Source organism: Erythrobacter sp. THAF29, from assembly GCF_009363635.1.
GTDB lineage: Bacteria > Pseudomonadota > Alphaproteobacteria > Sphingomonadales > Sphingomonadaceae > Erythrobacter.
Map to the genome: position 1 here is coordinate 2,972,418 of NZ_CP045392.1, position 23,072 is coordinate 2,995,489.

27 protein-coding genes are annotated in these 23,072 nt (G+C 60.2%); 13 read left to right on the top strand and 14 right to left on the bottom strand.

The genetic code is table 11. The features are described from left to right. Window positions 1-85: 85 nt before the first annotated feature. Window positions 86-1,096, top strand: a complete 1,011-nt coding sequence (locus tag FIU90_RS14275; RefSeq protein WP_152435381.1) for a peptidylprolyl isomerase — start codon at window positions 86-88, stop codon at window positions 1,094-1,096. Next, window positions 1,089-1,406: a DUF1905 domain-containing protein gene (locus FIU90_RS14280; protein WP_152435382.1), complete on the top strand. Its 318-nt coding sequence runs from the start codon at window positions 1,089-1,091 to the stop codon at window positions 1,404-1,406. Before FIU90_RS14275 ends, FIU90_RS14280 begins: the two co-directional genes overlap by 8 nt. Before the next feature lie 3 nt (window positions 1,407-1,409). Here the strand turns inward: FIU90_RS14280 and FIU90_RS14285 are convergent, their stop codons facing one another. The 3 genes from FIU90_RS14285 to hemF are packed head-to-tail and all read right to left on the bottom strand — an operon-like array spanning window position 1,410 to window position 4,793. Further along, the gene (locus FIU90_RS14285) at window positions 1,410-1,778 is read right to left on the bottom strand and encodes a VOC family protein (RefSeq protein ID WP_152435383.1); all 369 of its coding nucleotides are present in this window, start codon (window positions 1,776-1,778) and stop codon (window positions 1,410-1,412) included. Between the two features lie 14 nt (window positions 1,779-1,792). After that, window positions 1,793-3,883 (bottom strand): bifunctional (p)ppGpp synthetase/guanosine-3',5'-bis(diphosphate) 3'-pyrophosphohydrolase, encoded by a 2,091-nt coding sequence (locus tag FIU90_RS14290; protein ID WP_152435384.1) that lies wholly within the window; start codon window positions 3,881-3,883, stop codon window positions 1,793-1,795. Window positions 3,884-3,935: 52 nt separating this feature from the next. Continuing rightward, the gene (hemF, locus tag FIU90_RS14295) at window positions 3,936-4,793 is read right to left on the bottom strand and encodes an oxygen-dependent coproporphyrinogen oxidase (protein ID WP_152435385.1); all 858 of its coding nucleotides are present in this window, start codon (window positions 4,791-4,793) and stop codon (window positions 3,936-3,938) included. A gap of 143 nt (window positions 4,794-4,936) precedes the next feature. On the opposite strand from hemF, the gene pdeM reads away from it, so the two are divergent. After that, on the top strand, window positions 4,937-5,644 hold the full coding sequence (gene pdeM / locus FIU90_RS14300) for a ligase-associated DNA damage response endonuclease PdeM (RefSeq protein WP_152435878.1): 708 nt from the start codon (window positions 4,937-4,939) through the stop codon (window positions 5,642-5,644). Here pdeM and FIU90_RS14305 read toward each other — a convergent pair. Further along, window positions 5,641-6,471, bottom strand: coding sequence for a MarR family transcriptional regulator (locus FIU90_RS14305; protein WP_172970285.1), 831 nt, complete (start codon window positions 6,469-6,471; stop codon window positions 5,641-5,643). The genes pdeM and FIU90_RS14305 overlap by 4 nt on opposite strands. A 294-nt stretch (window positions 6,472-6,765) precedes the next feature. On the opposite strand from FIU90_RS14305, the gene infC reads away from it, so the two are divergent. Then, window positions 6,766-7,284 carry a translation initiation factor IF-3 gene (infC, locus tag FIU90_RS14310; protein WP_152435387.1) on the top strand — a complete coding sequence of 173 codons (519 nt, stop codon included), beginning with the start codon at window positions 6,766-6,768 and terminating at the stop codon, window positions 7,282-7,284. A gap of 10 nt (window positions 7,285-7,294) precedes the next feature. Here the strand turns inward: infC and FIU90_RS14315 are convergent, their stop codons facing one another. Continuing rightward, on the bottom strand, window positions 7,295-7,885 hold the full coding sequence (locus FIU90_RS14315) for a GNAT family N-acetyltransferase (RefSeq protein WP_152435388.1): 591 nt from the start codon (window positions 7,883-7,885) through the stop codon (window positions 7,295-7,297). Window positions 7,886-8,212: 327 nt separating this feature from the next. Between FIU90_RS14315 and FIU90_RS14320 the strand changes: the two genes are divergently transcribed. From FIU90_RS14320 to FIU90_RS14330, 3 genes are all read left to right on the top strand, one after another. Continuing rightward, window positions 8,213-9,340: a DUF547 domain-containing protein gene (locus FIU90_RS14320; RefSeq protein ID WP_152435389.1), complete on the top strand. Its 1,128-nt coding sequence runs from the start codon at window positions 8,213-8,215 to the stop codon at window positions 9,338-9,340. Between the two features lie 173 nt (window positions 9,341-9,513). After that, window positions 9,514-10,638, top strand: a complete 1,125-nt coding sequence (locus FIU90_RS14325; RefSeq protein ID WP_152435390.1) for a DUF547 domain-containing protein — start codon at window positions 9,514-9,516, stop codon at window positions 10,636-10,638. Between the two features lie 21 nt (window positions 10,639-10,659). Beyond that, complete coding sequence (locus FIU90_RS14330) at window positions 10,660-11,859, top strand: DUF547 domain-containing protein (RefSeq protein ID WP_152435391.1); 1,200 nt, start codon at window positions 10,660-10,662, stop codon at window positions 11,857-11,859. Between the two features lie 3 nt (window positions 11,860-11,862). Here FIU90_RS14330 and FIU90_RS14335 read toward each other — a convergent pair whose 3' ends face one another. Further along, window positions 11,863-12,318, bottom strand: coding sequence for a hypothetical protein (locus tag FIU90_RS14335; RefSeq protein ID WP_152435392.1), 456 nt, complete (start codon window positions 12,316-12,318; stop codon window positions 11,863-11,865). A gap of 74 nt (window positions 12,319-12,392) precedes the next feature. Between FIU90_RS14335 and FIU90_RS14340 the strand changes: the two genes are divergently transcribed. Then, window positions 12,393-13,811, top strand: a complete 1,419-nt coding sequence (locus tag FIU90_RS14340; RefSeq protein WP_152435393.1) for a DASS family sodium-coupled anion symporter — start codon at window positions 12,393-12,395, stop codon at window positions 13,809-13,811. A gap of 7 nt (window positions 13,812-13,818) precedes the next feature. Here FIU90_RS14340 and FIU90_RS14345 read toward each other — a convergent pair whose 3' ends face one another. Then, window positions 13,819-14,556 carry a DNA/RNA non-specific endonuclease gene (locus tag FIU90_RS14345; protein ID WP_152435394.1) on the bottom strand — a complete coding sequence of 246 codons (738 nt, stop codon included), beginning with the start codon at window positions 14,554-14,556 and terminating at the stop codon, window positions 13,819-13,821. Between the two features lie 306 nt (window positions 14,557-14,862). Here FIU90_RS14345 and FIU90_RS14350 point away from each other — a divergent pair, with 306 nt between their 5' ends. From FIU90_RS14350 to FIU90_RS14365, 4 genes are read left to right on the top strand one after another with little or no spacing between them, the layout of a single operon-like run. Continuing rightward, entirely contained in the window at window positions 14,863-16,182 is a 1,320-nt protein-coding gene (locus tag FIU90_RS14350) for a cystathionine gamma-synthase family protein (RefSeq protein WP_152435395.1), read from the top strand. Between the two features lie 39 nt (window positions 16,183-16,221). Next, complete coding sequence (locus FIU90_RS14355) at window positions 16,222-16,542, top strand: hypothetical protein (RefSeq protein WP_152435396.1); 321 nt, start codon at window positions 16,222-16,224, stop codon at window positions 16,540-16,542. A gap of 13 nt (window positions 16,543-16,555) precedes the next feature. Then, complete coding sequence (locus FIU90_RS14360) at window positions 16,556-16,969, top strand: tautomerase family protein (RefSeq protein WP_152435397.1); 414 nt, start codon at window positions 16,556-16,558, stop codon at window positions 16,967-16,969. Next, a complete protein-coding gene (locus FIU90_RS14365; RefSeq protein ID WP_152435398.1) occupies window positions 16,966-17,787 on the top strand; it encodes an SDR family NAD(P)-dependent oxidoreductase in 822 nt (273 codons plus the stop codon). Before FIU90_RS14360 ends, FIU90_RS14365 begins: the two co-directional genes overlap by 4 nt. A 3-nt stretch (window positions 17,788-17,790) precedes the next feature. Here the strand turns inward: FIU90_RS14365 and FIU90_RS14370 are convergent, their stop codons facing one another. Next, on the bottom strand, window positions 17,791-18,324 hold the full coding sequence (locus FIU90_RS14370) for a J domain-containing protein (RefSeq protein WP_152435399.1): 534 nt from the start codon (window positions 18,322-18,324) through the stop codon (window positions 17,791-17,793). Between the two features lie 182 nt (window positions 18,325-18,506). On the opposite strand from FIU90_RS14370, the gene FIU90_RS15605 reads away from it, so the two are divergent. Then, a complete protein-coding gene (locus tag FIU90_RS15605) occupies window positions 18,507-18,665 on the top strand; it encodes a hypothetical protein (RefSeq protein WP_172970286.1) in 159 nt (52 codons plus the stop codon). 9 nt (window positions 18,666-18,674) lie between these two features. Here FIU90_RS15605 and pal read toward each other — a convergent pair whose 3' ends face one another. The 6 genes from pal to FIU90_RS14400 all read right to left on the bottom strand — a co-directional run bounded on the left by pal (window position 18,675) and on the right by FIU90_RS14400 (window position 23,056). Then, on the bottom strand, window positions 18,675-19,193 hold the full coding sequence (gene pal / locus FIU90_RS14375; protein WP_172970287.1) for a peptidoglycan-associated lipoprotein Pal: 519 nt from the start codon (window positions 19,191-19,193) through the stop codon (window positions 18,675-18,677). A 71-nt stretch (window positions 19,194-19,264) separates the two neighbouring features. After that, entirely contained in the window at window positions 19,265-20,671 is a 1,407-nt protein-coding gene (gene tolB, locus FIU90_RS14380; protein ID WP_152435400.1) for a Tol-Pal system beta propeller repeat protein TolB, read from the bottom strand. Window positions 20,672-20,673: 2 nt separating this feature from the next. Beyond that, entirely contained in the window at window positions 20,674-21,444 is a 771-nt protein-coding gene (locus tag FIU90_RS14385) for an energy transducer TonB (RefSeq protein ID WP_152435401.1), read from the bottom strand. Window positions 21,445-21,456: 12 nt separating this feature from the next. Next, the gene (locus tag FIU90_RS14390) at window positions 21,457-21,897 is read right to left on the bottom strand and encodes an ExbD/TolR family protein (protein WP_152435402.1); all 441 of its coding nucleotides are present in this window, start codon (window positions 21,895-21,897) and stop codon (window positions 21,457-21,459) included. Then, entirely contained in the window at window positions 21,897-22,595 is a 699-nt protein-coding gene (gene tolQ / locus FIU90_RS14395; RefSeq protein WP_152435403.1) for a protein TolQ, read from the bottom strand. Before tolQ ends, FIU90_RS14390 begins: the two co-directional genes overlap by 1 nt. Further along, window positions 22,592-23,056 (bottom strand): YbgC/FadM family acyl-CoA thioesterase, encoded by a 465-nt coding sequence (locus tag FIU90_RS14400; RefSeq protein ID WP_152435404.1) that lies wholly within the window; start codon window positions 23,054-23,056, stop codon window positions 22,592-22,594. Before FIU90_RS14400 ends, tolQ begins: the two co-directional genes overlap by 4 nt. Window positions 23,057-23,072: the final 16 nt, after the last annotated feature.

The window sequence follows — 23,072 nt, forward strand, 5'->3', positions numbered from 1 at the left end:
CCTCGCTCACGTGATCTGAAGGTCGCATCGCTACTGGCGGCCGGTCGGACTTGCGACGCTGCGCGCCGTTTGGCACAGGTGCGGGATGAGAAATTCACTGGTTGCCGCCACCGCGGTTCTCGCTCTCACCCTTCCCGCTTCCGCAAAGGATGAGCCCAAAGGTGCGCCGAGCCCGAACGAGATCGTGGCTGAGGCGGCGGCAGAGGAATGGGTCGCGATCCCGGCGGAAGACATGCTGGTGATGACTCTCGCACCCGATGCGGATGGAAATCCGCGCGAGGTCGTGATCCAGCTGATGCCCGCGCCTTTCAGCCAAGGCTGGGTAGAGAACATCCGCACCCTTGCCCGCGCGCATTGGTATGACGGGATCTCGGTCAATCGCGTGCAGGACAATTACGTCGTCCAGTGGGGCGATCCGGGATACGATAATCCGGAAAGCGGGGAGACCGAGACGAAGCCTCTGCCCGAGGGGCTGAATGTGATGGGGGAGGATGATTATACGACGCGTGTGCCGGTCAAACTTATTTCGCCGGACATCGCGGCCAATTTCAATCCAATTGTTAGAGACGGGTGGCGGGCCCCAATCTTGCGGGACGCCTATGCCAGTTCCGCCACGTTCGAGCATGGCTGGCCCTTTGCCCTTCGTCAATATCCCGACAAGTCCGATCGGTGGCCCGTCCACTGCTACGGCATGGTCGGCGTCGGGCGGAACTACTCCCCCGACACAGGCTCGGGCGCGGAGCTCTACACCGTGATCGGCCATGCGCCGCGCCATCTCGATCGCAACATCGCACTGGTCGGGCGGATCATCAGCGGGATGGAGCATCTTTCCTCGCTCCCGCGCGGTTCCGGCGTGCTCGGCTTCTACACCGAGGAGGAGGCGGACAAACGCACCCCGATCCTCTCGGTTCGCGTCGCATCCGACCTGCCCGAGGGCGAGCGACCTCAATTCGAATACCTCTCCACGGAGGGCGAGACCTTCGCCAAGTATGCCGAGGCGCGGGCCAACCGTCGCGATCCTTTCTTTATAGTCCCCGCTGGCGGCGCGGATATCTGCAACATTCCCGTTCCTATCCGCGCGGTCGCGAGTGAGTGACAAGATCACCGCCACACTGCCACTCAAGCGCTGGCAGGGCGACCGGGGCACCTATCACCTCGTCATCTTCGAGGGCGAGGAGGCAGAAGCGCTCGCCATGCATGCGCGGCTTCACCGGCTCGAATTCGGCAAAAGTCGAGGCTTCGGGTCGGTGAAAGTCGCCGCCCGGATCGGTGAGACCAAATGGCGCACCTCGGTCTTCCCGCAGGAGAAGCAGTCCGAGTGGGTGTTGCTCGTCAGCAGGAAGGTAATGCGTGCAGAGGCTCTCTCAGAAGGTGACGAAGTTGCGCTCGAAGTGACGCCGATCTAGTCCTCACATTGCTTTCACGTGCTGCATGAATTCGATGCGGTTGCCAAAAGGGTCGAAAGTGAAGAAGCGATCATACCCCTCGACCGGCTTGTCGTCGTAGGTGGTGTGTCCCGCGTTTTCCACCCGTGATCGCAGCGTTTGAAGGTCGTCGACGAGCAGCGCGGGATGCGCTTTGCGTGCGGGCACGAAGTCGGGATCGACCCCTATATGAAGGCTGACCGATCCGCGTTCGAACCAGCATCCCGATTTCGAGAGAATCTCCGGTTTCGGCACTTCGTGCATGCCCAGAAGGTCGCCGTAAAATTCGCGCGCTGCGTCCTCTCCGCGCTCGGGAATGGCGATCTGGATGTGGTCCAACCCGATGATCGCCATGGCGGCGCCTCCCCTCAGATCCTCTCGGCCTGTGCGACCGCGTCGCTGGCCCTAAGCGCGCTCAATATGCGCGAAAGATGCGCCAAGTCCTGTACCTCGGCGTCAATTTCGTAAGTGGTGAACGGATGATCGAGCTGCGTCTGCTCAAGGCTTGTAACGTTCGTCTTGTTCTGCGCGAAGATGCCGGCCATCTCCGCGAGCGTTCCGGGCCGGTCGTAAAGCGTGACTGAAAGACGACCAACAGCGCCATGCGAACGCTTGCCCCAGCTTAAATCGAGCCAATCGGTATCGACGCCATTGGCAAGCTCAAGGCAATCGATCGTATGGACGAGCACCGTTTCGCCCTTACGCCGCTGGCCGACGATCCGGTCGCCGGGCACAGGGTGGCAACAAGTCGCCAGCTCGTAGCCGACCCCCGGCGTCATGCCCTTGATCGAGATCGCACGATCGCGCGGTGACCAATCCTCGTTCTCGTCGAAATCGGCGGTGCATCCGGGGACTAGCGCTTCCATCACCTCGCGATCGGTCAGCTTGGCGGATCCGATTGCGTACATCAGGTCTTCGGGACCATCCATGCCAAGGCGTTCGATTGCTGCGCGTATAGCCTTCTTGCCGATGCGCGCGGGCACCTTGGCGGCGATTTGGTCGAACAGCTTGGAGCCGATGTCGGCAACTTCGGCACGTTCCTTGAGGCGGACTGCGCGGCGAATTGCCGCGCGCGCCTTTCCGGTCACGACAAAGCTGAGCCATGAAAGTTGCGGCCCAGCGGTAGATCCCTTGATAATTTCGACGACGTCGCCGTTGTTGAGCTGGGTGCGCAGCGGCATATGTCGCCCGTTGATCTTGGCGCCGACTGTCGAAAGGCCGAGATCGGTGTGGACCGCGAAGGCGAAGTCTACCGAGGTTGCGCCCTTCGGCAGCTGGAACAGCGCGCCCTTGGGGGTGAAGGCGAAAATGCGATCTTGGTAAATCGCCATTCGCGTATGCTCGAGCAGCTCCTCGGCATCGTGGCTGGCATCGACGATCTCGATGAGGTCGCGCAGCCAGCCGACCTGCCCATCGGCTTTGTCGTGCTGTTTGTAGGCCCAGTGAGCGGCGAGACCGAATTCGTTGCGGCGGTGCATCTCGCGCGTGCGGATCTGAACTTCGACGCGCATCGAGTTCTCGTACATCAGCGAGGTGTGAAGCGAGCGATAGCCGTTGTTTTTCGGGGTCGAGATATAGTCTTTGAACCGGCCGGGGAGGAATTGCCACGTCGTATGCAAGACCCCCAGGGCCGCATAGCAATCGGCTTCGCTCTCGCAGATGACGCGGAATGCCATTATATCCGTCACCTGCTCGAAACTGACATGCCTTTCGGCCATCTTCTTCCAGATCGAGTAGGGGTGTTTCTCGCGGCCTGACACCTCGACAGTCAGCCCTGCCTCGGCGAGCGCCTGCTTGATTTTAAGCGCGATCGCATCGACCTGTCCGCCGTCCTGTCCGCGCAGCTCCTCGAGCCGTTCGGTGATGGTGTTGTAGGCTTCCGGCTCCAGTTCCTTGAAAGCGAGCGCCTGCATCTCGCGCATATATTCGTACATGCCCACGCGCTCGGCGAGCGGTGCATATATATCCATGGTCTCGCGCGCGATGCGCTTGCGCTTTTCCGGGTTTTTGATGAAGTGGAGCGTGCGCATATTGTGCAGGCGATCGGCCAGCTTCACCAAAAGCACGCGGATGTCCTCCGACATCGCAAGCAGGAATTTCCTGAGATTTTCGGCCGCCCGTTCGTCCTCGGTCATGGCCTCGATCTTGGAAAGCTTCGTCACCCCGTCGACCAGCCGCGCGACTTCCTTGCCGAAATTCGCCTCGATATCCTCGATCGTGACCAGAGTGTCCTCAACCGTGTCATGGAGGAGCGCGGTGATGATCGTCTGCTCATCCAATTGCAGGTCGGTCATCAGTCCGGCGACTTCGATCGGATGGGAGAAATACGGGTCGCCCGACGCGCGTTTTTGCGTGCCGTGCTTCTGGACGGTGTAAACATAGGCGCGATTCAGCGCCGCCTCATCGGCGTCCGGGTCGTATTCCTTGACCTTTTCCACGAGTTCGTACTGGCGAAGCATCAACGCAAATGTGCGGCGTGGATGTCTCTATTGCAACGCAAAAAACGTGCGATCAGCTCCAGGTTGCACGGGGGGGCAAGCTCATCAGGATCGCATCGATATTGCCGCCGGTCTTGAGGCCGAAGATCGTGCCTCGATCGTATACAAGATTGAACTCGGCGTAGCGGCCACGGTATTCGAGCTGAACGGCCTCGTCTTCGGGCGTGTAGTCGCTCTCCATCCGCTTCCTTACAAGTTTGGGATAAATATCGAGAAATGCACGGCCGACATCCTGTGTGAAGGCGAAGTTGCGCTCCCATGACGGATCATCGTCGCATTCGAGATGGTCGTAAAAGATCCCGCCAACGCCGCGATGGACCTCGCGGTGAGGAAGGTAAAAATACTCGTCCGCCCACTTCTTGTAGCGCTCGTAATATGTCGGATTGTGGGCCATGCATGCCGCTCGCATTGCGGCGTGGAATTCCTCCGTATCCTCTTCATAAGGGATAGGCGGATTGAGATCCGCTCCGCCGCCGAACCACGCCTTGCCGGTGGTGAGGAAGCGGGTATTCATGTGAACTGCGGGCACGTGCGGGTTTTTCATATGGGCAACGAGGCTGATACCCGTGGCGGTAAAGCCGGGATTGTCGGGGTCGGCGCCGTTGATGTTGGCCGCGAACTCTTTCGGGAAGTTGCCGCGCACGGTCGAGACATTCACTCCGACCTTTTCGAAAACCTTGCCCTTCATCAATCCCTGCACGCCTCCCCCGGGATCGTCATTGCCCTCTTCTTCACGCTGCCACGGCGTGTAGGTGAAAGAGGCATCGGACCCCGCCTCGCGCTCGATTGCCTCGAAGGCGGCACAAATTTGATCGCGAAGGGTTTCGAACCATTCCTTCGCACGGGCCGTTTTCGGCTCCCAATCTGTCATTGTGATCAAATTCCTCAAACGGTTGCAGCGACGCGTCGCGATTGCAGTCCCGATGTCCATCCGCTTTGACACAGATCAAGTCAACATGAGCGAGGATCGAAAACACCCTTGCCAATGTCGGGAATACGATCCATCTGATGCTCATGGTTCCCGTTTCGTTCGCACCCCTCCCGTTCGCGGGGGAGGAGCTTGTCCTCATGAAAAGCAATGCGCTTTACTGGCCGCGCGAGAGCGCGCTGCTGGTGGCGGACCTGCATCTCGAGAAGGGGAGCTGGTTCGCGAAACAAGGACAGATGCTGCCGCCCTATGACAGCCGCGAGACGCTTGAACGGATTGCAGATGGGGTGAAAGCGACCGGGGCTCGGCGCGTGATCACGCTGGGTGACAACTTCCATGATGATGCCGGCACGCATCGACTCGATCCCTACGCAGCCGGAATGCTCGAATCGTTGACCCGCGCACTGGACTGGGTCTGGATTACCGGCAACCATGACGAACAGATGCACCGTGCATTCGGAGCGACACTGGTCGAAGAGCTCGAATTGAACGGCATCGTGCTGCGGCACGAGGCAAAGCGCGGCGAAACCCGGCCAGAGCTTTCGGGCCATTACCATCCCAAGATGCGGCTTAAAGTAAGGAACCGGCATATCGCCCGGCCATGCGGTGTAATCAGCCGCTCGGCCAATAACGGTGACCGCATGATCCTGCCCGCTTTCGGAGCCTATACCGGCGGAATGGATGCCGGTTCGCGCGAAATCCTGCGTGCCCTTGGTCCGGCAAGCCGGATCGATGCTGTGCTCCCGGCGAAGGGCAAATTGGTCACATTCCCGCTTTATCGCGAAGCCGCTTAGACAAGCATCCTCTCAAGCACTCGACCAACCCCTACGACACCTTTTTTCGTGAGCTTGATCATGGTGACCCTGCGATCCGTGCTCGACTTGGCTCGTTCGACAAGTCCGCACTCTTCGAGACGGTCAATGTACCTTTGCGCCGTTGTCTCAGGACAATCTGCCGCGATGCAAAGGCTCTTGGAACTGACCATCGCCCCACCCGCAAACTGACAGAACAGCTCCAGGAGCATGTTCCATGTCGGTTCGCCAAGCATAGCTTCTGGCAGAAATTTTTTCCGCATCGAGTTCTGCCGTTTGAGCAGCGTCGCTTTCTTCGCGAGCTCAATAGAGTTGCGCTCGATCTGCGCAGCGGCAGAGGGCCAGTGAAACGCGGCCTGAACATTGGCGGGATCCCAGTTCTGATCGAGAGCGTCGGCCAACCTGATCAAGGAACCGCCAAGGTCGCGCATTTCGAATGGTGACCATTCCCGTTCAATCTCGGCAATTATTTCCTGCCGCCGGTCAAGATGATCGTTCTCGTCCGAAACCTTCGTGTCATCGCGCGTTGGTCGCACCAGATACTCGGCGCGGCTTTCAGATACCTTATCTTGAGCAAAGAACAATCCATCTTGATCATTCACAGGCCACTTGTTGACCATATCGAGGAAGTCGTCGACTGCAGTATCATTCGCAGCAAGAACTAATCTTGCAGAGCCAACTATCGCCCTAACTTTTTTGCTCGACAGCCCTGTTGATTTCTTGATTGCGCGAAGGGAACCACCGCCGGACATGATCCGGAACAGTAATCTCTCCTCATCACTCAGGATCCGATTCGAATCGGTATCCACGGAATCGCTTCGTTCGCCAGACATTATTGCCCACCCCAAAGAACATGAAACTGATTCCTCGATGTTTTTCTTGGTATAAGGCTCTGAGTTCACAGAAACCTAACCTTTAGTTAAACTGCGTCTAAGTGCCGTTGCGTATCAAGGCAACACAGCTTTCACCACCTGTGCAAAAAAACTGCCACCATCTAGCTCAAAGTCTCCGCTAGAATTTCCGCCGGTTTCGGCTTACATAGCCCGCACAAACCAACGGCTGTAACAGGAGATTCTCACATAGCCCGTCCACCTCGGCGTTCGATGGCCCCGCCTACGAAAAGCGGCCCTCGCTACGATCAGTTTATCCAGGTTCCCAAAGTCCGCGTTATCGATGACGAAGGCGAGAACCTCGGCGTAATGTACACCCAAGAAGCGGTAGAGCAGGCCCAGGACAAAGGGCTGAATCTGGTAGAAGTGTCCCCCAATGCGGACCCGCCGGTTTGCAAGTTCCTCGATGTCGGCAAATACCGCTACGAGGCCCAGAAAAAGGCCAACGCGGCGCGCAAGACGCAGAAGACGCAGGACATCAAGGAAGTGAAAATGCGTCCCAACATCGACACGCACGATTACGACGTGAAGATGCGGAACGTAAACAAGTTCATCGAACAAGGCGACAAGGTGAAGGTCACCCTGCGATTCCGCGGGCGAGAAATGGCGCACCAGCACCTTGGCATGGATCTCCTGAAGCGCGTTCAGGAAGACGTCGAGGAAATCGCCAAGGTCGAGGCATTCCCGCGTCTCGAAGGCCGTCAGATGCTTATGGTGCTGGCACCGAAGTAAGTTGTCGAATTCAGGGAGCCGGGTGGATCATGGTCCAGAATTTCGGACCACCGCCCGGCACCTCCCACTCCGATACAATGTCGAAGCCGAGCCGGGTGTAGATCGCTACATTGCTTTGGGTTGCCGTTTCCAGCAGCACGCCACGCCTCTGCATAGCAGCGCGGGCGATGATGTCGCGGATGATCGCACCGCCCAGCCCCTGTCCCTGCGCCTCGGGAGCGACGCCAACATAGCGAAGATATAAATAGGGTTGTGGTCGAGGATGCTCCTTATGCATCGCTTCGGCCACTTTCAGGCCGCGCGAAAGGGCAGTCTTGAAGATTGCAAGCAGCCTGAGCGAAACCCAGAGCCCACCTTCCCTGACTTGGCCAGGCGGGTAGAGCAGCGCCGCGGCGGTCCGCGATTTGGATGCCAGCACTCCGCCATAATGCTGGGACTGCTCGGCTGCGATGGCGAAAAAGCGCGGCAACATCCGTCGTCGCGCTTCAGGATCAGGCTGTATCCATGAGAGCGCGGGATCATCGCGGAATGCGAGCGCGAGTGTTTCCGCTACGCGCGAAGATGGGGCGGTAAGCGTTTCGATTTGCCGATCGTGCTTCATCGTTCCTGAAGATACGATATCCGTGCCAGGGAATGCAAAATTGCGCCAGGTCGCCACTGTCCTGCGTCCGATAAGGAAAGCGGCAGGTGTATTCGATGAATAACACACTGCATCCGATTACTGGCAACACTCGTATAACCTGTTGAGCTATATGATGCTCACGAGGCGCGGACCGGTCTTGATCCGTTCAACGGGAATCCCCTTGAGACCGGTCCCACTTCGGTAACGATCACAAGCTACGTGACACCCTCTTACCGCTCCTCCCTTGGAGCATCCCCCAAAAAAGGCCCCGCCAAGAGGGTCGACCAAAGGAAGGACTGAACTGATATGCCCCGCCTTCAGGCCCTCACCCTCTCTGCTGCCGCGCTCGCGCTCTTGGCAGTTCCTGCCGCCGGACAAGACACCTCCGCCGGTGATCCGCAGTTCGCAACCTTCACACCGTCGAGCACTCCGAACAACGATAAGATCGATTATTCGATCTGGGACGAGGCGATGAAGAACCTCGTGATTTCCATGGGACCCTCGCTGCGCCAGGGTGCGGGCCGACCCGACCCCGGATTCGGCACGCGCCGCCAATACGGTCACGTCTCCCGTTACCGGCTCGAAGGCACGCGGCTCATGTTCAGTTTTCTGGATGCAGACGTAAAGGCGAGTTTCACAGAATATCGCAAGGACCTGGAGGCGACCGCCGACAAGATCGATATTCAGGCGCTCAGCCGCAATGAGCAGCTGGCCTACTGGATCAATCTGCACAACGTCGCGATAATCGAGCAGATATCGAACGCATGGCCGATCCGGCAGCCACGTGAGATCGAGATCGATGGCGTTCGACTCGATGATGCCAAGTTCATCACGGTCGAAGGCATCCGCATGAGCCCGCGCGATATTCGCGAGAAGATTGTCTACAAGTACTGGAAAGATCCCAAGGTCATCTACGGCTTTTGGCGCGGCGAAATCGGCGGACCGTCGATCCAGCGTGAAGCTTACAACGCAGACAATGTGGCCCGCCTGCTCGACAAGAGCGCGCGCGACTTCGTGAACTCGCTGCGCGGGACGCAGAAATCGGGCAAGACCCTTCAGGTTTCAGAGTATTTCAGCGAGGCCGCGCCTTTTTACTTCCCGGACTTCGAAGCAGACGTGCGCGCTCACATTGCGCAATTCGCCGATGCCGAAACTGCTGCAATTCTCGATGCAACCTCGGGCATCGAACCGGTAATCAAGGAACACGACATTGCCGATCTTGCCGGCGGTGTGCGCGAGCCGACCTATCAGAACATCACGAGCGATGGAGTGTCGCAAAGCTTCCGTATTCCGCAAAGCATGGGCCGACTTCTCGCCCAGCGCGAACAGAAGTTCCAGAAGATCATCCGCGAAGGCCGCACCGGAACCGTCACGTTCAGCAATATCCGTCTGCCGGGTGACCCCGAGGACAAAGATACAGGCGAAGTCGAATGATCCCCCATTTCGCCATCACACCGTCCGGCTGAGCCCGAAACAGCCGGACAACCCCGAAAGGCCGCCAGGCGAGAAGCTTGGCGGCCTTTTTTGTTACTGTCGTTCAGGGAGGGTTCTGTTTTCCTAAGATAAATGCCAACATCGCGGCGAAGCAGCAGGGGATGTCTTGGCCAATGGTGGACTTGAAGGCACAGTATTGTTCCTGGCTTTGCGCTTCGGGCGCGGCGCTTTTGGTCGCCAGCCAAGGACAGGCGCAGGAACCCGCCTCTGTGCCGCCGGCTTCGGATGACCGGTTTGCCACGTTCATGCCCTACGAAAACCGTATTCAGCACCGGATCGACTATTCGATCTGGACGTCGGCCCTGAGCAACTTTGTCATTTCGATGGGTCCGCCGCTACGAAAGAAGCCGTTCAACCCTCCCAGCGTGATCGGTACCCGCAGGCAAATCGGCCACAATTCGATCTACCGGCTCGATGGCTCGATGGTCGCGTTCTCTTTCATGAACGACGAGGTGCGCGAAAGCTTTACCGAGTATCGCCGCGATCTCGAAAGCGTGGCCGACACACTCGATATTCAGTCGATCCCGCGCAACGAACAGCTCGCCTATTGGCTCAACCTCCACAATGTTGCCATGGTCGAGCAGATTGCGAAGAATTGGCCCGTCCGCCAGCCGCACGAGATCGAGATCGGCGGCGTACCGCTCGATGAAGCGAAATTCATCACGGTAGAGGGCGTGGCGCTTTCCCCGCGCGATATCCGCGAGAGGATTGTCTACCCTAACTGGAAGAATCCCAAGGTTATTTACGGCTTTTGGCGCGGTGAGATCGGCGGGCCGGCAATGCAACGGCAGGCGTTCGATGGCCGACAAGTCGGAGACCAGCTCGACCGCGCAGCCCGTGAATTCATGAATTCGAGGCGCGGAACCGAGAAGCGGGGATCGACCTTGCACGTCTCCCGCTTCTTCGAGGAGGCCGCGCCCTTCTATTTTCGCAATTTCGAGGCCGACCTGCGGCGACACCTCGCCGACTATGTCGAAGGCGAAGTGCTCGAAATGCTTGAGAAAACCTCAGCAGTAGAAGCCAGCCTGCGCGAACGCGATATCGCCGATCTCGCAGGGGGTGCGCGCGACAACGGTTTTTTTTCGGGCGGACGGATCAGCCGCGGCGTTGCTATCTTGCTCGCTCAGCGCAGAGCGAAACTCGATTACGTCGATCGTAAAGGATTAAGGCAAGGACAGGTCATCTTCAGCAATATCGATCTGCCCGGCGATCCCCCCAACAAAGGTGAAGTGGAATAACCAGCCAGTAGGAGACAAAGTATGAAGCCCCGCACGATCGTTGGCGCCCTCGCATTATCGAGCCTTGCCGCACCGCTTGCCGCCAATACAAGCGCCGAGTTCGTTCAGCCGGTCACTTCCGGAGCGAAAACCGGAGATGGCTTCGCCCAATTCACTCCTTCTGCCGACCGCCGCGACCACCGGATCGACTATGCACATTGGGACGAGGCGCTGGCCTGGCTGGTCATTCCTATGGGGCCCTCGATCCGCGAAGGTGCTCCGCGAGCGACGCCAGGCACCGGTACCCGGTTCATCTACGGCCACACCTCGCGCTACCGGCTCGAAGGCAACCGCGTCGCCTTTACCTATGTCGATGGCGAAATCCGCCGCGCTTTGACCGAGTACCGCCGCGATCTGGAACGGGTCGGGACCGAGCTCGACCTCACCAATTTGCCTAGAAACGAGCAGCTCGCCTTCTGGCTTAATCTTCACAATGTCGCGGTGATCGAGGCACTGGCCCAACAATATCCGTTGCGCGATCCTTCGGACGGTTCGTTCGGATCGAACGGCACAGGGTTGCAGGACGCAAAGCTCGTCACGGTCAAAGGCGTATCGCTGTCGCCGCGCGATATTCGCGAAAAGATCGTCTACCCGAACTGGAACGACCCCAAGGTCATCTATGGCTTTTTCCGCGGAGAGATCGGCGGACCTTCGATCCAACGCATTGCCTTCGATGGCACCAATGTCGACGCGCTGCTCGCATTGTCCGCCGAGGAGTTCGTGAACTCGCTGCGCGGGGTCGAGGCCTTCAATGGGGCGCTGCGCGTTAGTCGTATCTACGAAGAGGCCGAGCGGTTCTATTTTCCTGACGACCGGGCGCTTCGCCAGCACCTGACCAAGTATGCGCGCGAGGATGTGAAGCGGCTAATCGGTAAGTACGATCGTACAGCGTTCAACAGATACGAATCCGATATCGCCGATCTGGTGTACGGTCGCGCCGATCCTGGACTGAATTTCGTATGCGCCCCCATCACGTTCGACATCCCTTCGGTATCGGGAGATGTATTCGGTGCTGCGAAGTGCGCAGACCAGGCCACCCGCCCCAACCGAGCCGAGCAGCGCCTTATGGAAGAGCGTGCGCAGAAGCTCACCAAGGCTTGGAAGCAGGGAATCCGCACCGGCCAGGTGATCTACGGCGACGGGCAATATGCGGAAGGCGAGCCACCGCGCGAAGTCGAGTAGGGTCTACTCGAAAACCTCGACCAGCGGGGTGAGATTGTGCTCGACCTCTTCCTGCCGGGCGTAGCGCCACCAGAAATGTCCTGTGGCGCCGCCCGTAAGAGCGCCGAAAAACGCGATGAAAAGGCCGAAATAGGGATCGCCACCTAAGATGGCCCATGTGACGACCATGGTCACGACCCCGCCGCCGATCAGCCCTCCGGAGAGATAGGCGCTGCGGCTTTCCTGAGCCTTTCGCTTGAGCCACAGGGTGAGAGGTAGGCCGACGATCACCAATCCGCCGAGTGCGCAGCCGAAGCCCACGAGGAACGGCAGAAGCATGATGAAAAGCGCCTCTCCCAAGCCTTCGCGAAGGGCGGTCACCCCTACAACCAACGTGATCGCGGTAAGCAGACTCGTCCCGATCAATGAGCCCATGGCCGCAGCCTTCAATCCGGCGAGAAACAGGCGGGGCCAATCCATGAGGCAAGACTAGACACGGCCCGCGAGCGCGGCAAGAATAAGTCCCTCCAAACGCGAGGGGATACACGCTTCACATGACCGCACGCCGCATCGGGCTGATTGTCGGCCCCCTCGCCTTTGCGATCACGCTGCTCACCCCCGCCCCCGGCGGGATGAGCGCAGAAGCGTGGCTCGTCGCCGGTCTCGTCGTGTGGATGGCGGCGTGGTGGATGACCGAGGCGATCCCGCTCACCGCGACCGCGCTGCTGCCATTCATCTGGCTGCCGCTGGGCGGAGTCATGACGGCGCGCGACACTGCCAGCGCCTACTATGCTCCGATCCTGTTCCTGCTATTGGGCGGCGCATTCATCGCGCTAGCGATCGAACGGACCGGGTTGCACAGGCGCTTGAGCCTCGCGATCCTCAAGGCGATCGGGACGAGCGGCGGGCAGACGCGCCTCCTGCTCGCGTTCATGATTTCAGCCGCAATCCTCTCGATGTTGATCTCCAACACATCGACCGCGCTCATCATGATGCCGATGGCCTTGGCCGTGCTTGCAGGCGGCGGCGCCGAACAGGCGGCCGAGACCGAGGGGCTGTATGGCGCGCTTCCCATGGGAATCGCCTTTGCTGCGACCATTGGAGGTCTTGGCACCATCGTCGGCTCGCCCACTAACGGTATCGCAGTTGCGCTGCTCGACGATATGATTGGGTTGCAGATCAGTTTTGCCGACTGGATGGTCTTCGGGCTGCCCATCGTCATCATCGGCGTGCCACTTGCCGCATTGATCATCAGCCGTGTTCAGCAGGTAGCATCCCATCCCTTCGATGTTGCTGCCGCGCGCAATGCGATCGATGACCATGCGCCGTGGTCTTCGGCAGAAAAACGGCTCGTTCCGATCATCGCGATCACCTTTGCGCTATGGATGAGCCGTCGCTGGGTCGCACCATATTTGCCGGAAAACAGCTGGACGGACGGGACCATCGCAATAATCGCCAGCGTAGCTCTCTTCCTGCTGCCGGACGGCACGGGCCGTCCGATGCTGAAATGGTCCGAAGCCGACCGCGCACCATGGGACGTGATCATGATGTTCGGAGGCGGGCTCGCGCTTGCAGCCGGGATGCAAGCCTCGGGACTTGCCGAATGGCTCGGCGACGCGCTCCTGCCGCTCGAAGCGGTACCGCTCGCGATCGTGGCCCTTGCGATCGTCGCAATGGTGGTGCTGATCACCGAGTTTGCAAGCAATGTCGCCACCGCATCCGCGATCATCCCCGTTGTCGCGAGCCTCGCTGCGGCGCTCGGCCTCGGGGAAGCGGCGATTCTGCTTGCAATGCCTGCCGCCCTCGCAGCGAGCTGGGGCTTCATCCTTCCAGCCGGCACTGGACCTAACGCGATCGCGTGGAGCACCGGACACCTCAAAATCGAACGTCTGGTTCAGGCGGGGCTCGTGCTCGACCTTATCGGAATCGGCCTGATCGTCGGCATGGTGTGGCTGATAGCCGGGATAGCCTGAAACGCGATCACCACATCTTTATCGGCCGCGATTTCGCCCGATCAAGGTCTTCGCGCGAAATCCTGTCCCAGAACCGCCCGCCGACGATCTGCTCTGCATCGTAGGTCTTGACCAGGAACGTGGCGAGATCGTCCGTCTGCCGCTTGTTCGGGATTTCGAAGGTCCAGAGCCGGAAGCGTCCGCGCTTGTTCTCGGTCAGCACACTTTTCATAAAGGCGTGAGGCACGGGCACGCTGATGCCGAAGTCCTCTTGCTCCTTGCCGATCATCTCGACTTTCTCTCCGAAATAGAACACCGGGCAGGTGAGTACATAGGTTTCCAGCGTGCTTTCACGTGCATCGAGTTCGCGGATGGCGTGTTCGAGCCTTCCCCAGATGCCGCGATTGAACTGCGGCTTCATCGGCGACATGTTAGACAGCAGAAACGTCTCCGAATTCTGGATGTCCTGCAGATCCTGGTTCGCGCTCGCGACCAGGTGCCCACGGTCGAATCCGCTGCCCTTGTAGGCTTTGAGGCCTGCCCTGAAACGTTTCGGGATACGAGTATCGGCACGGAAATTGTCGAGCCGCTCGACCATGTCCATCTCGTTCACCAGTTCGCGGTCGCGATTGATGATCTCGAGCGTCCATTTCGCCTGCCGGAAGTACCAGGAATACCCGATTGAAAAGTGCCTGCCGGTCAGGATCTGATCGCAAACTGGCGCGCCGTAGCGCAGCTCGCGTTGCATCTGGAATGGATCGTCCATGACTTCCCCCTCGAAAACCTGTTTGCACCTGTTCCTATTGTGCGAAAAGCGACCCGCTTGCTCGTTATCTGCGGCCAATCGAGCATCAATCGCGGCGCAGGAAAAGCTGCCGAATTCTCAAGGGGTCGGAACGAGCCACTCGCATGATGCAACCCGTTGCATATGTAACCATCCCGCGATAATTACGCGCCCCATATTCGGCCCGTATGGAGAGGCGCTTCTGCGGAGGTTAGAAGCGGGTGCCTGCGAGGCGATTAGGGATTCGCTCCTGCCTTCCTGGGAGCGCTTTACAGGGAGGATATCCGCATGACGGATGCCATCGACGCCACCGAAAACCCAACGCCGCGCCGCAACCCCAAGCCGGAGACGACCAAGATCGCGGGTCGGGAACTCAAGCCCTCGACCCTTATGATGGGCCACGGCTACGACCCGACGCTATCGGAAGGGTCATTGAAACCGCCGATCTTCCTCACTTCGACCTTCGCCTTTCCCAGCGCTGCGGATGGCAAGCGCCATTTCGAAGGAATTACCGGTCAGCGTCCGGGCGGCGCGGAAGGGCTCGTCTATTCGCGCTTCAACGCACCGAACCAGGAAATCCTCGAAGACCGGCTCGCTATCTGGGACGGCGCGGAGGAAGCGCTCAGTTTTTCGTCCGGGATGACCGCCATCGCCATCCTCATGCTCGCCGCTTGCAAGGCCGGCGACGTCATCGTCCATTCCGGCCCTCTATATGCGGCAAGCGAAGGCTTCGTTGCCAAGATCATGGCGAAATACGGCGTTACATACATAGACTTCCCCGCTGGCGCGACGCCCGAGGAACTCGATGAAGTCATGAAGAAGGCGAAGGCGCAGGCGGAAGAACAGGGCGGCGAAGTCCCGCTGATCTATCTGGAAAGCCCTGGCAACCCGACCAATGCGCTGGTCGATATCGAAGCAGTCCAGCAGGCGCGCGATGCTCATTTCGACGCCGATCGTTGCCCGATTGCGATCGACAACACATTCCTGGGGCCGCTCTGGCAACGTCCGCTCGATCATGGTGCCGACCTAGTCGTGTACTCGCTGACCAAATATGTCGGCGGCCACTCGGACCTGGTCGCAGGCAGCATATCCGGAAGGAAACGTTTCATCGATGCGATCCGCGCGCTGCGCAACACGATGGGTGGGATCGTCGATCCGAACACGGCGTGGATGCTGCTTCGCTCGCTCGAGACGGTCGAACTGCGCATGCAGCGTGCGGGCGAGAACGCGGAGAAGGTCTGCGCCTTTCTCAAGGCCCATCCAAAGGTTGAAGGACTCGGCTATCTCGGTCTGATCGAGGACGAGCGCCAGCAGGACATCTACAACAGGCATTGCCTGGGTGCAGGCTCGACCTTCAGCGTGTTCCTGAAAGGCGGCGAGGCGGAATGTTTCCGCTTCCTTGACAATCTCAAGATCGCCAAACTGGCGGTCAGTCTCGGCGGTACGGAAACGCTCGCCAGCCACCCGGCTTCGATGACTCACCTGTCGGTGCCGCATGCACGGCGCCAGCAGCTTGGCATCTCCGACAGCCTCGTTCGCATCAGCATCGGGATCGAGGATGCGGACGACCTGATCGCCGATTTTGAGCAGGCACTGGAACACGTCTGAGTTTGGAGATAGGTTGCTCTTCGAAACGGGAGAGCGACCATGACAATCCAGTGTACCTGCCTCGTGCAGGAGGGCCAGATCGCGCACGCGCAGGCTGAGAGCCTGCGTGTGGCGACGGTAAACTTCGCGCGCCAGTCTTTCGGTGCCGAGCCGGAGGTCAACTGGATCGAGGTGCCAAAAGGCAGCGGCTTCACCGAAGGCAAGCCTTCGACCTCGGTGCTCGTCAGCATGAACGCCGACCGGGCGCTATCGCTCGCCGAGCGCGAGCCGCTGCTGCGCGAGCTCGGCCAGATATGGGAGCGCGAAGCCGATCGCTCGCCCGATGAAGTCGTCACCGTAATCAGTGACCCGCAAGCCTAAGGAGGACGCCGCCATGCCGCTTTACACCTGCAATTCGAAGCCAGGCACAATACCTGCCGAGGCCAAGCATAAGATCGCCTCCGACGTCACCCGGATTCATTGCGACGTGACCGGTGCGCCCGCGAAATTCGTACACGTGTTTTTCTTCGAAGACGCTCCCATGCCCCCGCTCGGCGACAAGCAGGCGATGCTCTACGGGCAAATCCGCCATGGACGGACCGACGAGCAAAAGGCGCAGATTTGCGCGAAGATGAAAGCGTCCGTCTGCGCCCATGCGAGACTCGGTGATGAGGCGGTTCACGCCTTCACGACCGACACGCCCGCAAGCTGGGTGATGGAAGGCGGTGACATCCTGCCCGAACCGGGCGACGAGGAGGCATGGCTCGCCGCGCATGAGGCGAAGCTCGCCGGGGAGAATGCAACATGAGCAAGCCCGTCTTTCTCGTCATTGGTGCAGGCGCCGGGATTGGCGGACACGCAGCCGCGCGCTTTGCCAAAGGCGGCTATCATGCGGTGCTCGCGCGGCGCTCGGACGAAGAGGGCCTTGGACGACTGGTCGGCCAGATCGAAGGCGCTGGAGGTTCGGCAAGCGGCATCCTCCTCGATGCTGCCGGCGATGGCACGATCGAGGAACTGGTCGAGCGGGTCGAAAGAGATATCGGACCTATCGAAGCAGCGCTTTACAATCTCGGTGCGCAAATCGGGAACAGGAAGCTCCACGATACGCCGCACCGGACATTCGAGCTGGGCTGGCGCCTGGGTTGCTTCGGTGTGTTTCGGCTCGCGCACGCGATGTTCCCGGCGATGGTCGAGCGCGGAAAGGGCACACTGCTCGTTACTTCCGCAACATCGGCAGTGCGGGGCAATGCGGGCCAACACAGCCACGCCGCTGCGATGGGCGGACGCCGGATGCTGTGCCAGACGCTAAACGCCGAATTCGGACCGCAGGGGATTCACGTCGCGCATATCGTGGTCGACGGATCGGTCGATGCCCCCGACACACTGGGCAAGCTGCTTGGCGACAAGTTCGAGGCTTACAAGGCGTCCAAGGGTGAGGACGGTGTGATCGACCCCGGAGCGCTTGCCGAAACCTACTGGCATCTCGCGCAGCAGCCCAGGAACTGCTGGACCCACGAAATTGATGCCCGCCCCTGGACCGACGTGGCCTGGTGGAACGACAACCCCAATCCGACGATCAATTCGACCGCAGCAAAGCCGGGATTTGCGGGGCCACGAAGCGAGTAGGCCCTACCCCCGCCACTCGCGGCGCTCTTCGGCCTGTCGCAGAACTTCGTAGCTAACCTGGATCGCCTGAAACTGTTTGGCGGCCTCTTTGTCGCCGGGCTTCACATCCGGGTGTACTTCCTTCGCCTTGGCGCGGTAGGCCTTCTTGATCGCATCGAAGCCCGCATCGGCCTCCAGTTCGAGCACCTCCAGAGCCCGCATTTCGTCTGCGCTGCGCGAGCCATCGCCCGAGCCTGTCCAGCCATAATGGGAGGCCTCGGCGTAGCCAGCGCTTTCCGAGCGCTCGGCTTTGGCGCGTTCTTCCTTTTGCTCCTTGTCGAGCCCTTCGAAGTAGTCCCAACCCTTGTTGTATTCGGCCGCGTGCTTCTGACAGAAATACCAGCGGTCAGAGCTATTGGGCGACTTGGGCGCAGGGCAATCGCCAGGCTCCTCGCAGCCGTGCCGATCGCACAGGCGCACTTCGGCAGCCTCACGCGATGCCTCGTATCCGCGCCAGCGCGGGAAGCCCCAGTCCAAGGATCGGCGAGGTTTAGTCATTGGTTGTCAGTGCAACGTCGTTGGTCGATGGCATCACGCGCTTAACCTAGGCGCAGTAGCCGGGAATTCAAAGCCAGCCCATGGACACGGTGGAAAGCGGGAACAAGTTGCAATGTGAAATGTTGCATCGCAATGTAATCTTCACCAATCACGCCTAGTGGCTTTCCCGAAACGAGATTATGATGAGCCAGCAACTCGCCCTGTCCAGTCTGTTTTCGGTGCTCGCACTTGCGAGCCTTTGCCTCATGGCACGCATCGACTTGTTCGGTGGCGACGGCCCATCTTCTGCCGCCGGTAATTACAGCGTCCAGGCCGAGATTTCTCCCGGCCTGGGCGGCTGAAACCTCAACTCAATTGATCATCACGCTCGCGGCGCGGCGGTTCTGGGCCCACGCGGCTTCGTTCGAAGCGAGCGCGGCCGGGCGTTCCTTGCCGTAGCTGACCGTCGTTATCCGGTTGGGCGCGACGCCAAGGCTCACAAGGTAATTCTTTGCGGCATTGGCGCGGCGTTCGCCGAGCGCAAGGTTGTATTCCCGGGTCCCGCGTTCGTCGCAATGCCCTTCGATAGTAAAGGTCAGTTGCGGATAGCGGGCAAAGTACTGGGCCTGCGCCTGCAAGGCTGCGGCATCGGCGCTGTCGATGTTGAATCGATCGGTATCGAAGTAGATCACCGTTGATGATCCAACGGCTTCCTCGAAATGCGCCTGGCTGCCGACGCTTGGCCCGCTCGGAGTTGTCGTCGTCACAGGGGCAGTCGATTCGCTCCCGGAATCGGGCGGCGGGGGGAGCTCTTCGGGCGGTTTCTTCGAACACGCGGCGAGAGCGGCGGCCGAAGCGACGAGCAGCATTGTTGCTTTTATCGAGGTCATCGTGATCGTCCTTTCAAATCGAGGAGCCGGCATAGGGATCAGGCCCCTTCTGGAACTATAAACTAACACGGTTAGGGGCGGATAGGTCCCCATGCGGGATCGGATGCGTCCACCGGTGTCGGCAAACGCCTTTCATTCCGGCCCGTCAGATCGACCTGCCACAATCCCGATCGGCCCGTATTCCTCTCGGTGCGGAAGAACTGGATGATGCGGCCGTTGGGCGCCCAGGTCGGCGCCTCGTCTTGCCAGCCGTTTGTGAGCACACGCATACCTCCCCCGCGAGTGTTCATCACAGCGATGTTGAAATCACCGGCAATGCGGGTGAAGGCGATCTGGTCGCCCCGCGGACTCCATTCGGGCGTTGCACAGCGCCCGCCGAAGAAGCTGATGCGACGCTGATTCCGCCCATCGGCGTCCATGACATAGCATTGCTGCGAGCCTGATCGGTCGCTTTCGAAAACAATCTTCGACCCATCAGGCGAATAGGATCCGCCAATGTCGATCCCCGGCGTGTCGGTGAGCCGCACGCTGCGTCCGCCAGTGACTGACACCCGGTATATGTCGGTATTGCCGGCGACGGCCATCGAATAGAGGATATGGCGGCCATCGGGTGACCAGCGCGGCGCCAAGGTCGGGTTGCGATTTTCGGTCACAAGCGTCTGCGTGCCCGAGCCGATATCGTAGACATAAATGCGCGGATTACCGTCGACATAGCTCAGGTACATGATCTTGGAATAATCGGGCGAATATCGCGGGGTGAGCGCGGTGGCGCTGCCCAGCGTCAGGAAACGGTGGTTCGCGCCGTCGCTGTCCATTACCGCGAGGCGCTTCACGCGTTTATCCTTCGGGCCAGTTTCTGCAATGTAGGCTATCCGGCTGTCGAAGAACGGGTTTTCGCCAGTGAGCCGCGCATAAATCAGGTCGGAGCATTTGTGCGCAGCGCGTCGCCAATCAGCCGGGCGCACCACCCAGCCTTCGCGGATCAACTCGTCCTGCAGGGCGACATCATAGAGATAGCAGCCAACCACCAGCCGATCATCGGAGCGGGCGCGGACATAGCCGTGCACGAGCATTTCCGCGCCGCGTCCGCTCCAGCTGCCCCAGCTTGGCGAGGTGATTTGTGCAAAGCTCGGCTGCGGCAGGCTGTCTGGACCTACCGGCTTGAACAATCCGTTGTTGCGAAGGTTTGCGGTGATGACGCGCGAAATCTCGCGGCCGAGCGCTGCCGTGCCGCTCGCATTGGCCGGTGTCGGCTGGTCACGGTCGGTCGCGAAAGCGGGGATTGCGACGCCGATATCGGCCCAGTCGCTTTCGTCGGTGACTGTACCGCGCAGTGGGCCATCGTCGTCATCGCCTTCGATCGCGATGCTCTCGGCCTCGCCGCCTTCACCAACAGGGTCGCCAAGGTCCTGGTTCTGCGCTGCTAGCGGAACAGCGAAGAGGAAAGTCAAAGCACTGATAATCGACGTGAATTTCATTCCTAAAGCCTTCTGTCGAATTGCCATTCGAGATCGTCCCACCGACTATAGAACTGCTCGGGGAGGTTGAAAGGTGCGGCAAGCTGAACCGCGCGGATTGCGCGCTCGCAGTGGAGGCCCGCTTGCGGGCGATTGCTCTCGGTAATGCTGCCCGGCTCGTTGCGGCAGGTCGGCCGCCCTGAGAGCGAGCCATCCTTGTTGAGCTTCCAGGAGACGATCGAAACGAGTTTTTCGGCATCGACCCCGTTGGGCGCGTTCCAATGCGGGCGAAGCTGGCGTGTGATGGCCGAGGCAAGCGCGGCGCGCTCGGTTCGCCCGAATGTCGCCGCTGGCGCACTGGTCCGGTCGGTATTGGTCGAGCTGCCCTGCCCCGAAAGAAAGTCCTCGCCGATCCGGCTGCCCCCACCGCGCCGAGCGGCGCGCCGAGGCTGTTCGCGATCCGGGCGCGAGCGGTCGCGCGGCGGACTTTCCCGCGTCGTCGGTTGCTCGGAGACCACGCGCGGCGCTTGCGTATCGGGAACCTCTTCAACCGGAGGCGTGACTTCATCGGAAAGTTGCGGCGCAATCGAAGCACGGCTTTCGGGAGACGGGTCGGGAGCGGTCGCTTCTAGGCTAACCTTGCTGGCCAGGCTCACCGACATGCGTTCCGGTCCCGTGAATGAAGCGTCGGGGACCGGCTGATAAACGAGCACAGCCACCAACGCGGCATGAAGCACGATCGCCACCGGAATGGCTACCTTGTCCTCGGCCCTGAAAGTGGCGGTCTCTCCCATAATCGCCCGACGCTATGGCTCGTTAACTGAACCGCTGGTGACCAGCGAAACCGAGTTGCAGCCTGCACGGTTCAACTCGCCGAGAACCGCCATCGTACGGCCGTAATCGATCGCGCGGTCGCCGCGGAAAACGATGAGCGGTTGGTCGCCGGAGGTGCAATTGAGGTTTGCGAGCGCGGCGGGAAATCCGCCGTCGGCAACCATCGCATCGTCGATGTAGATCACGCCTTCCGCATCGACCGAAATGGTGATCTGTTCGGGCGTTTGGTCGACCGGATTGGCCCGGCTTTCGGGCAGCTCGACAGGAACGCCTACGGCAAGCAACGGCGCAGTGACCATGAAGATGATAAGCAGCACCAGCATCACGTCGACAAACGGCGTCACGTTGATTTCCGACATGGGCGCACGCCGGGACCGGCGGCCCGAGCGAGATGAGGCAAGGCCCATCGCCATCAGGCTTTATCCAATTCGCGGCTAAGGCCCGCATGCACCCGGTCGGCGAACCGTTGAAGCCTAGCCTCGAAGCGGTTCACGCGGTTCGAAAACCGGTTGTAGGCGATCACCGCCGGGATAGCTGCAAAAAGCCCGATGGCCGTTGCAAACAAAGCCTCCGAAATCCCCGGCGCGACCACGGCGAGCGACGAGCTTTCCTGCGCGCCGATCTGGAAAAAGCTGTTCATGATCCCCCAGACCGTGCCGAACAGCCCGACAAACGGGGCGACCGAGCCGGTGGTGGCGAGGAAATTGAGCCGCGAGGCGAGTTCGTCCGCTTCATGCGCGACTTGCCCTTCCATTGCGGCCTGGATCCGCTCGCGCGCAGCTGCCTTGTCGCGCACACCGCCGCTGGTCGATTTCTTCCACTCGTCGAGGCCCGCAGCCGCAACACGCGCGGAGGGCACTTCGCGTCGCTGCTGCTTGGTGAGGAGCGCCTCGCGTTCGCGCGTCTCCCAGAAATCGTGTTCGTAATCGAGACCGCGTCGCTCAATCCGGCGCATACGCATGCTGAAAGCGACAATGATCGTCCACACCCATATACTCGCCAGGATCAACCCGGCCATCACCGCCTGGACAACGATATCTGCATCCAGGAACAGCTCGAGCGGGTCGAGCCGCGTGCCGGTGGATGCTAACAAGGTCAGGATATTGGTCATCGGGCCTCTTGGTCCATGAGAGATTGGAACGCGGCGCGCCATTCGGCGGGTTGGCGCTTTGGGCGTCCTTCGAGAGAGATAAAACCGACGCGCAAGGTCGCCTCGCAAAGCTCTTCGTCGCCCCGCCGGGCAATCTGGTGCATTCGGCAACTTGCCGCACCAAGGTCGGTGCAGTTCGTCTCGATCACGACATCGTCATCGAGCTTTGCCGGACGGAGATATCTGAGGTTGATCTCGGACACCGCATAGGCGCCACCATCCCCATTGGCGCCTGCTTCGATCGCGGCGCGCTGGTCGATGCCGAGCATGCGCAAGAGATCGGAACGCGCCCGTTCGAACCAGCGCAGGTAGTTGGCATGATAGGTTATGCCCGAAAGGTCGGTATCCTCGTAATAAACGCGCACGGCGTAAAGATGCCGTGGTCCGTCTAAGACGCCGCCGGGGGGAATTGGTTCAACCATCGAAGAGCCACCTAGC

Coding starts and splice junctions, on each gene's coding strand:
- FIU90_RS14275 (WP_152435381.1), top strand. CDS start 86: ATGAGAAATTCACTGGTTGCCGCCACCGCGGTTCTCGCTCTCACCCTT.
- FIU90_RS14285 (WP_152435383.1), bottom strand. CDS start 1,778: ATGGCGATCATCGGGTTGGACCACATCCAGATCGCCATTCCCGAGCGC.
- FIU90_RS14290 (WP_152435384.1), bottom strand. CDS start 3,883: ATGCTTCGCCAGTACGAACTCGTGGAAAAGGTCAAGGAATACGACCCG.
- hemF (WP_152435385.1), bottom strand. CDS start 4,793: ATGACAGATTGGGAGCCGAAAACGGCCCGTGCGAAGGAATGGTTCGAA.
- pdeM (WP_152435878.1), top strand. CDS start 4,937: ATGGTTCCCGTTTCGTTCGCACCCCTCCCGTTCGCGGGGGAGGAGCTT.
- infC (WP_152435387.1), top strand. CDS start 6,766: ATGGCCCCGCCTACGAAAAGCGGCCCTCGCTACGATCAGTTTATCCAG.
- FIU90_RS14315 (WP_152435388.1), bottom strand. CDS start 7,885: ATGAAGCACGATCGGCAAATCGAAACGCTTACCGCCCCATCTTCGCGC.
- FIU90_RS14320 (WP_152435389.1), top strand. CDS start 8,213: ATGCCCCGCCTTCAGGCCCTCACCCTCTCTGCTGCCGCGCTCGCGCTC.
- FIU90_RS14325 (WP_152435390.1), top strand. CDS start 9,514: ATGGTGGACTTGAAGGCACAGTATTGTTCCTGGCTTTGCGCTTCGGGC.
- FIU90_RS14330 (WP_152435391.1), top strand. CDS start 10,660: ATGAAGCCCCGCACGATCGTTGGCGCCCTCGCATTATCGAGCCTTGCC.
- FIU90_RS14335 (WP_152435392.1), bottom strand. CDS start 12,318: ATGGATTGGCCCCGCCTGTTTCTCGCCGGATTGAAGGCTGCGGCCATG.
- FIU90_RS14340 (WP_152435393.1), top strand. CDS start 12,393: ATGACCGCACGCCGCATCGGGCTGATTGTCGGCCCCCTCGCCTTTGCG.
- FIU90_RS14345 (WP_152435394.1), bottom strand. CDS start 14,556: ATGGACGATCCATTCCAGATGCAACGCGAGCTGCGCTACGGCGCGCCA.
- FIU90_RS14350 (WP_152435395.1), top strand. CDS start 14,863: ATGACGGATGCCATCGACGCCACCGAAAACCCAACGCCGCGCCGCAAC.
- FIU90_RS14355 (WP_152435396.1), top strand. CDS start 16,222: ATGACAATCCAGTGTACCTGCCTCGTGCAGGAGGGCCAGATCGCGCAC.
- FIU90_RS14360 (WP_152435397.1), top strand. CDS start 16,556: ATGCCGCTTTACACCTGCAATTCGAAGCCAGGCACAATACCTGCCGAG.
- FIU90_RS14365 (WP_152435398.1), top strand. CDS start 16,966: ATGAGCAAGCCCGTCTTTCTCGTCATTGGTGCAGGCGCCGGGATTGGC.
- FIU90_RS14370 (WP_152435399.1), bottom strand. CDS start 18,324: ATGACTAAACCTCGCCGATCCTTGGACTGGGGCTTCCCGCGCTGGCGC.
- FIU90_RS15605 (WP_172970286.1), top strand. CDS start 18,507: ATGAGCCAGCAACTCGCCCTGTCCAGTCTGTTTTCGGTGCTCGCACTT.
- pal (WP_172970287.1), bottom strand. CDS start 19,193: ATGACCTCGATAAAAGCAACAATGCTGCTCGTCGCTTCGGCCGCCGCT.
- tolB (WP_152435400.1), bottom strand. CDS start 20,671: ATGAAATTCACGTCGATTATCAGTGCTTTGACTTTCCTCTTCGCTGTT.
- FIU90_RS14385 (WP_152435401.1), bottom strand. CDS start 21,444: ATGGGAGAGACCGCCACTTTCAGGGCCGAGGACAAGGTAGCCATTCCG.
- FIU90_RS14390 (WP_152435402.1), bottom strand. CDS start 21,897: ATGGCGATGGGCCTTGCCTCATCTCGCTCGGGCCGCCGGTCCCGGCGT.
- tolQ (WP_152435403.1), bottom strand. CDS start 22,595: ATGACCAATATCCTGACCTTGTTAGCATCCACCGGCACGCGGCTCGAC.
- FIU90_RS14400 (WP_152435404.1), bottom strand. CDS start 23,056: ATGGTTGAACCAATTCCCCCCGGCGGCGTCTTAGACGGACCACGGCAT.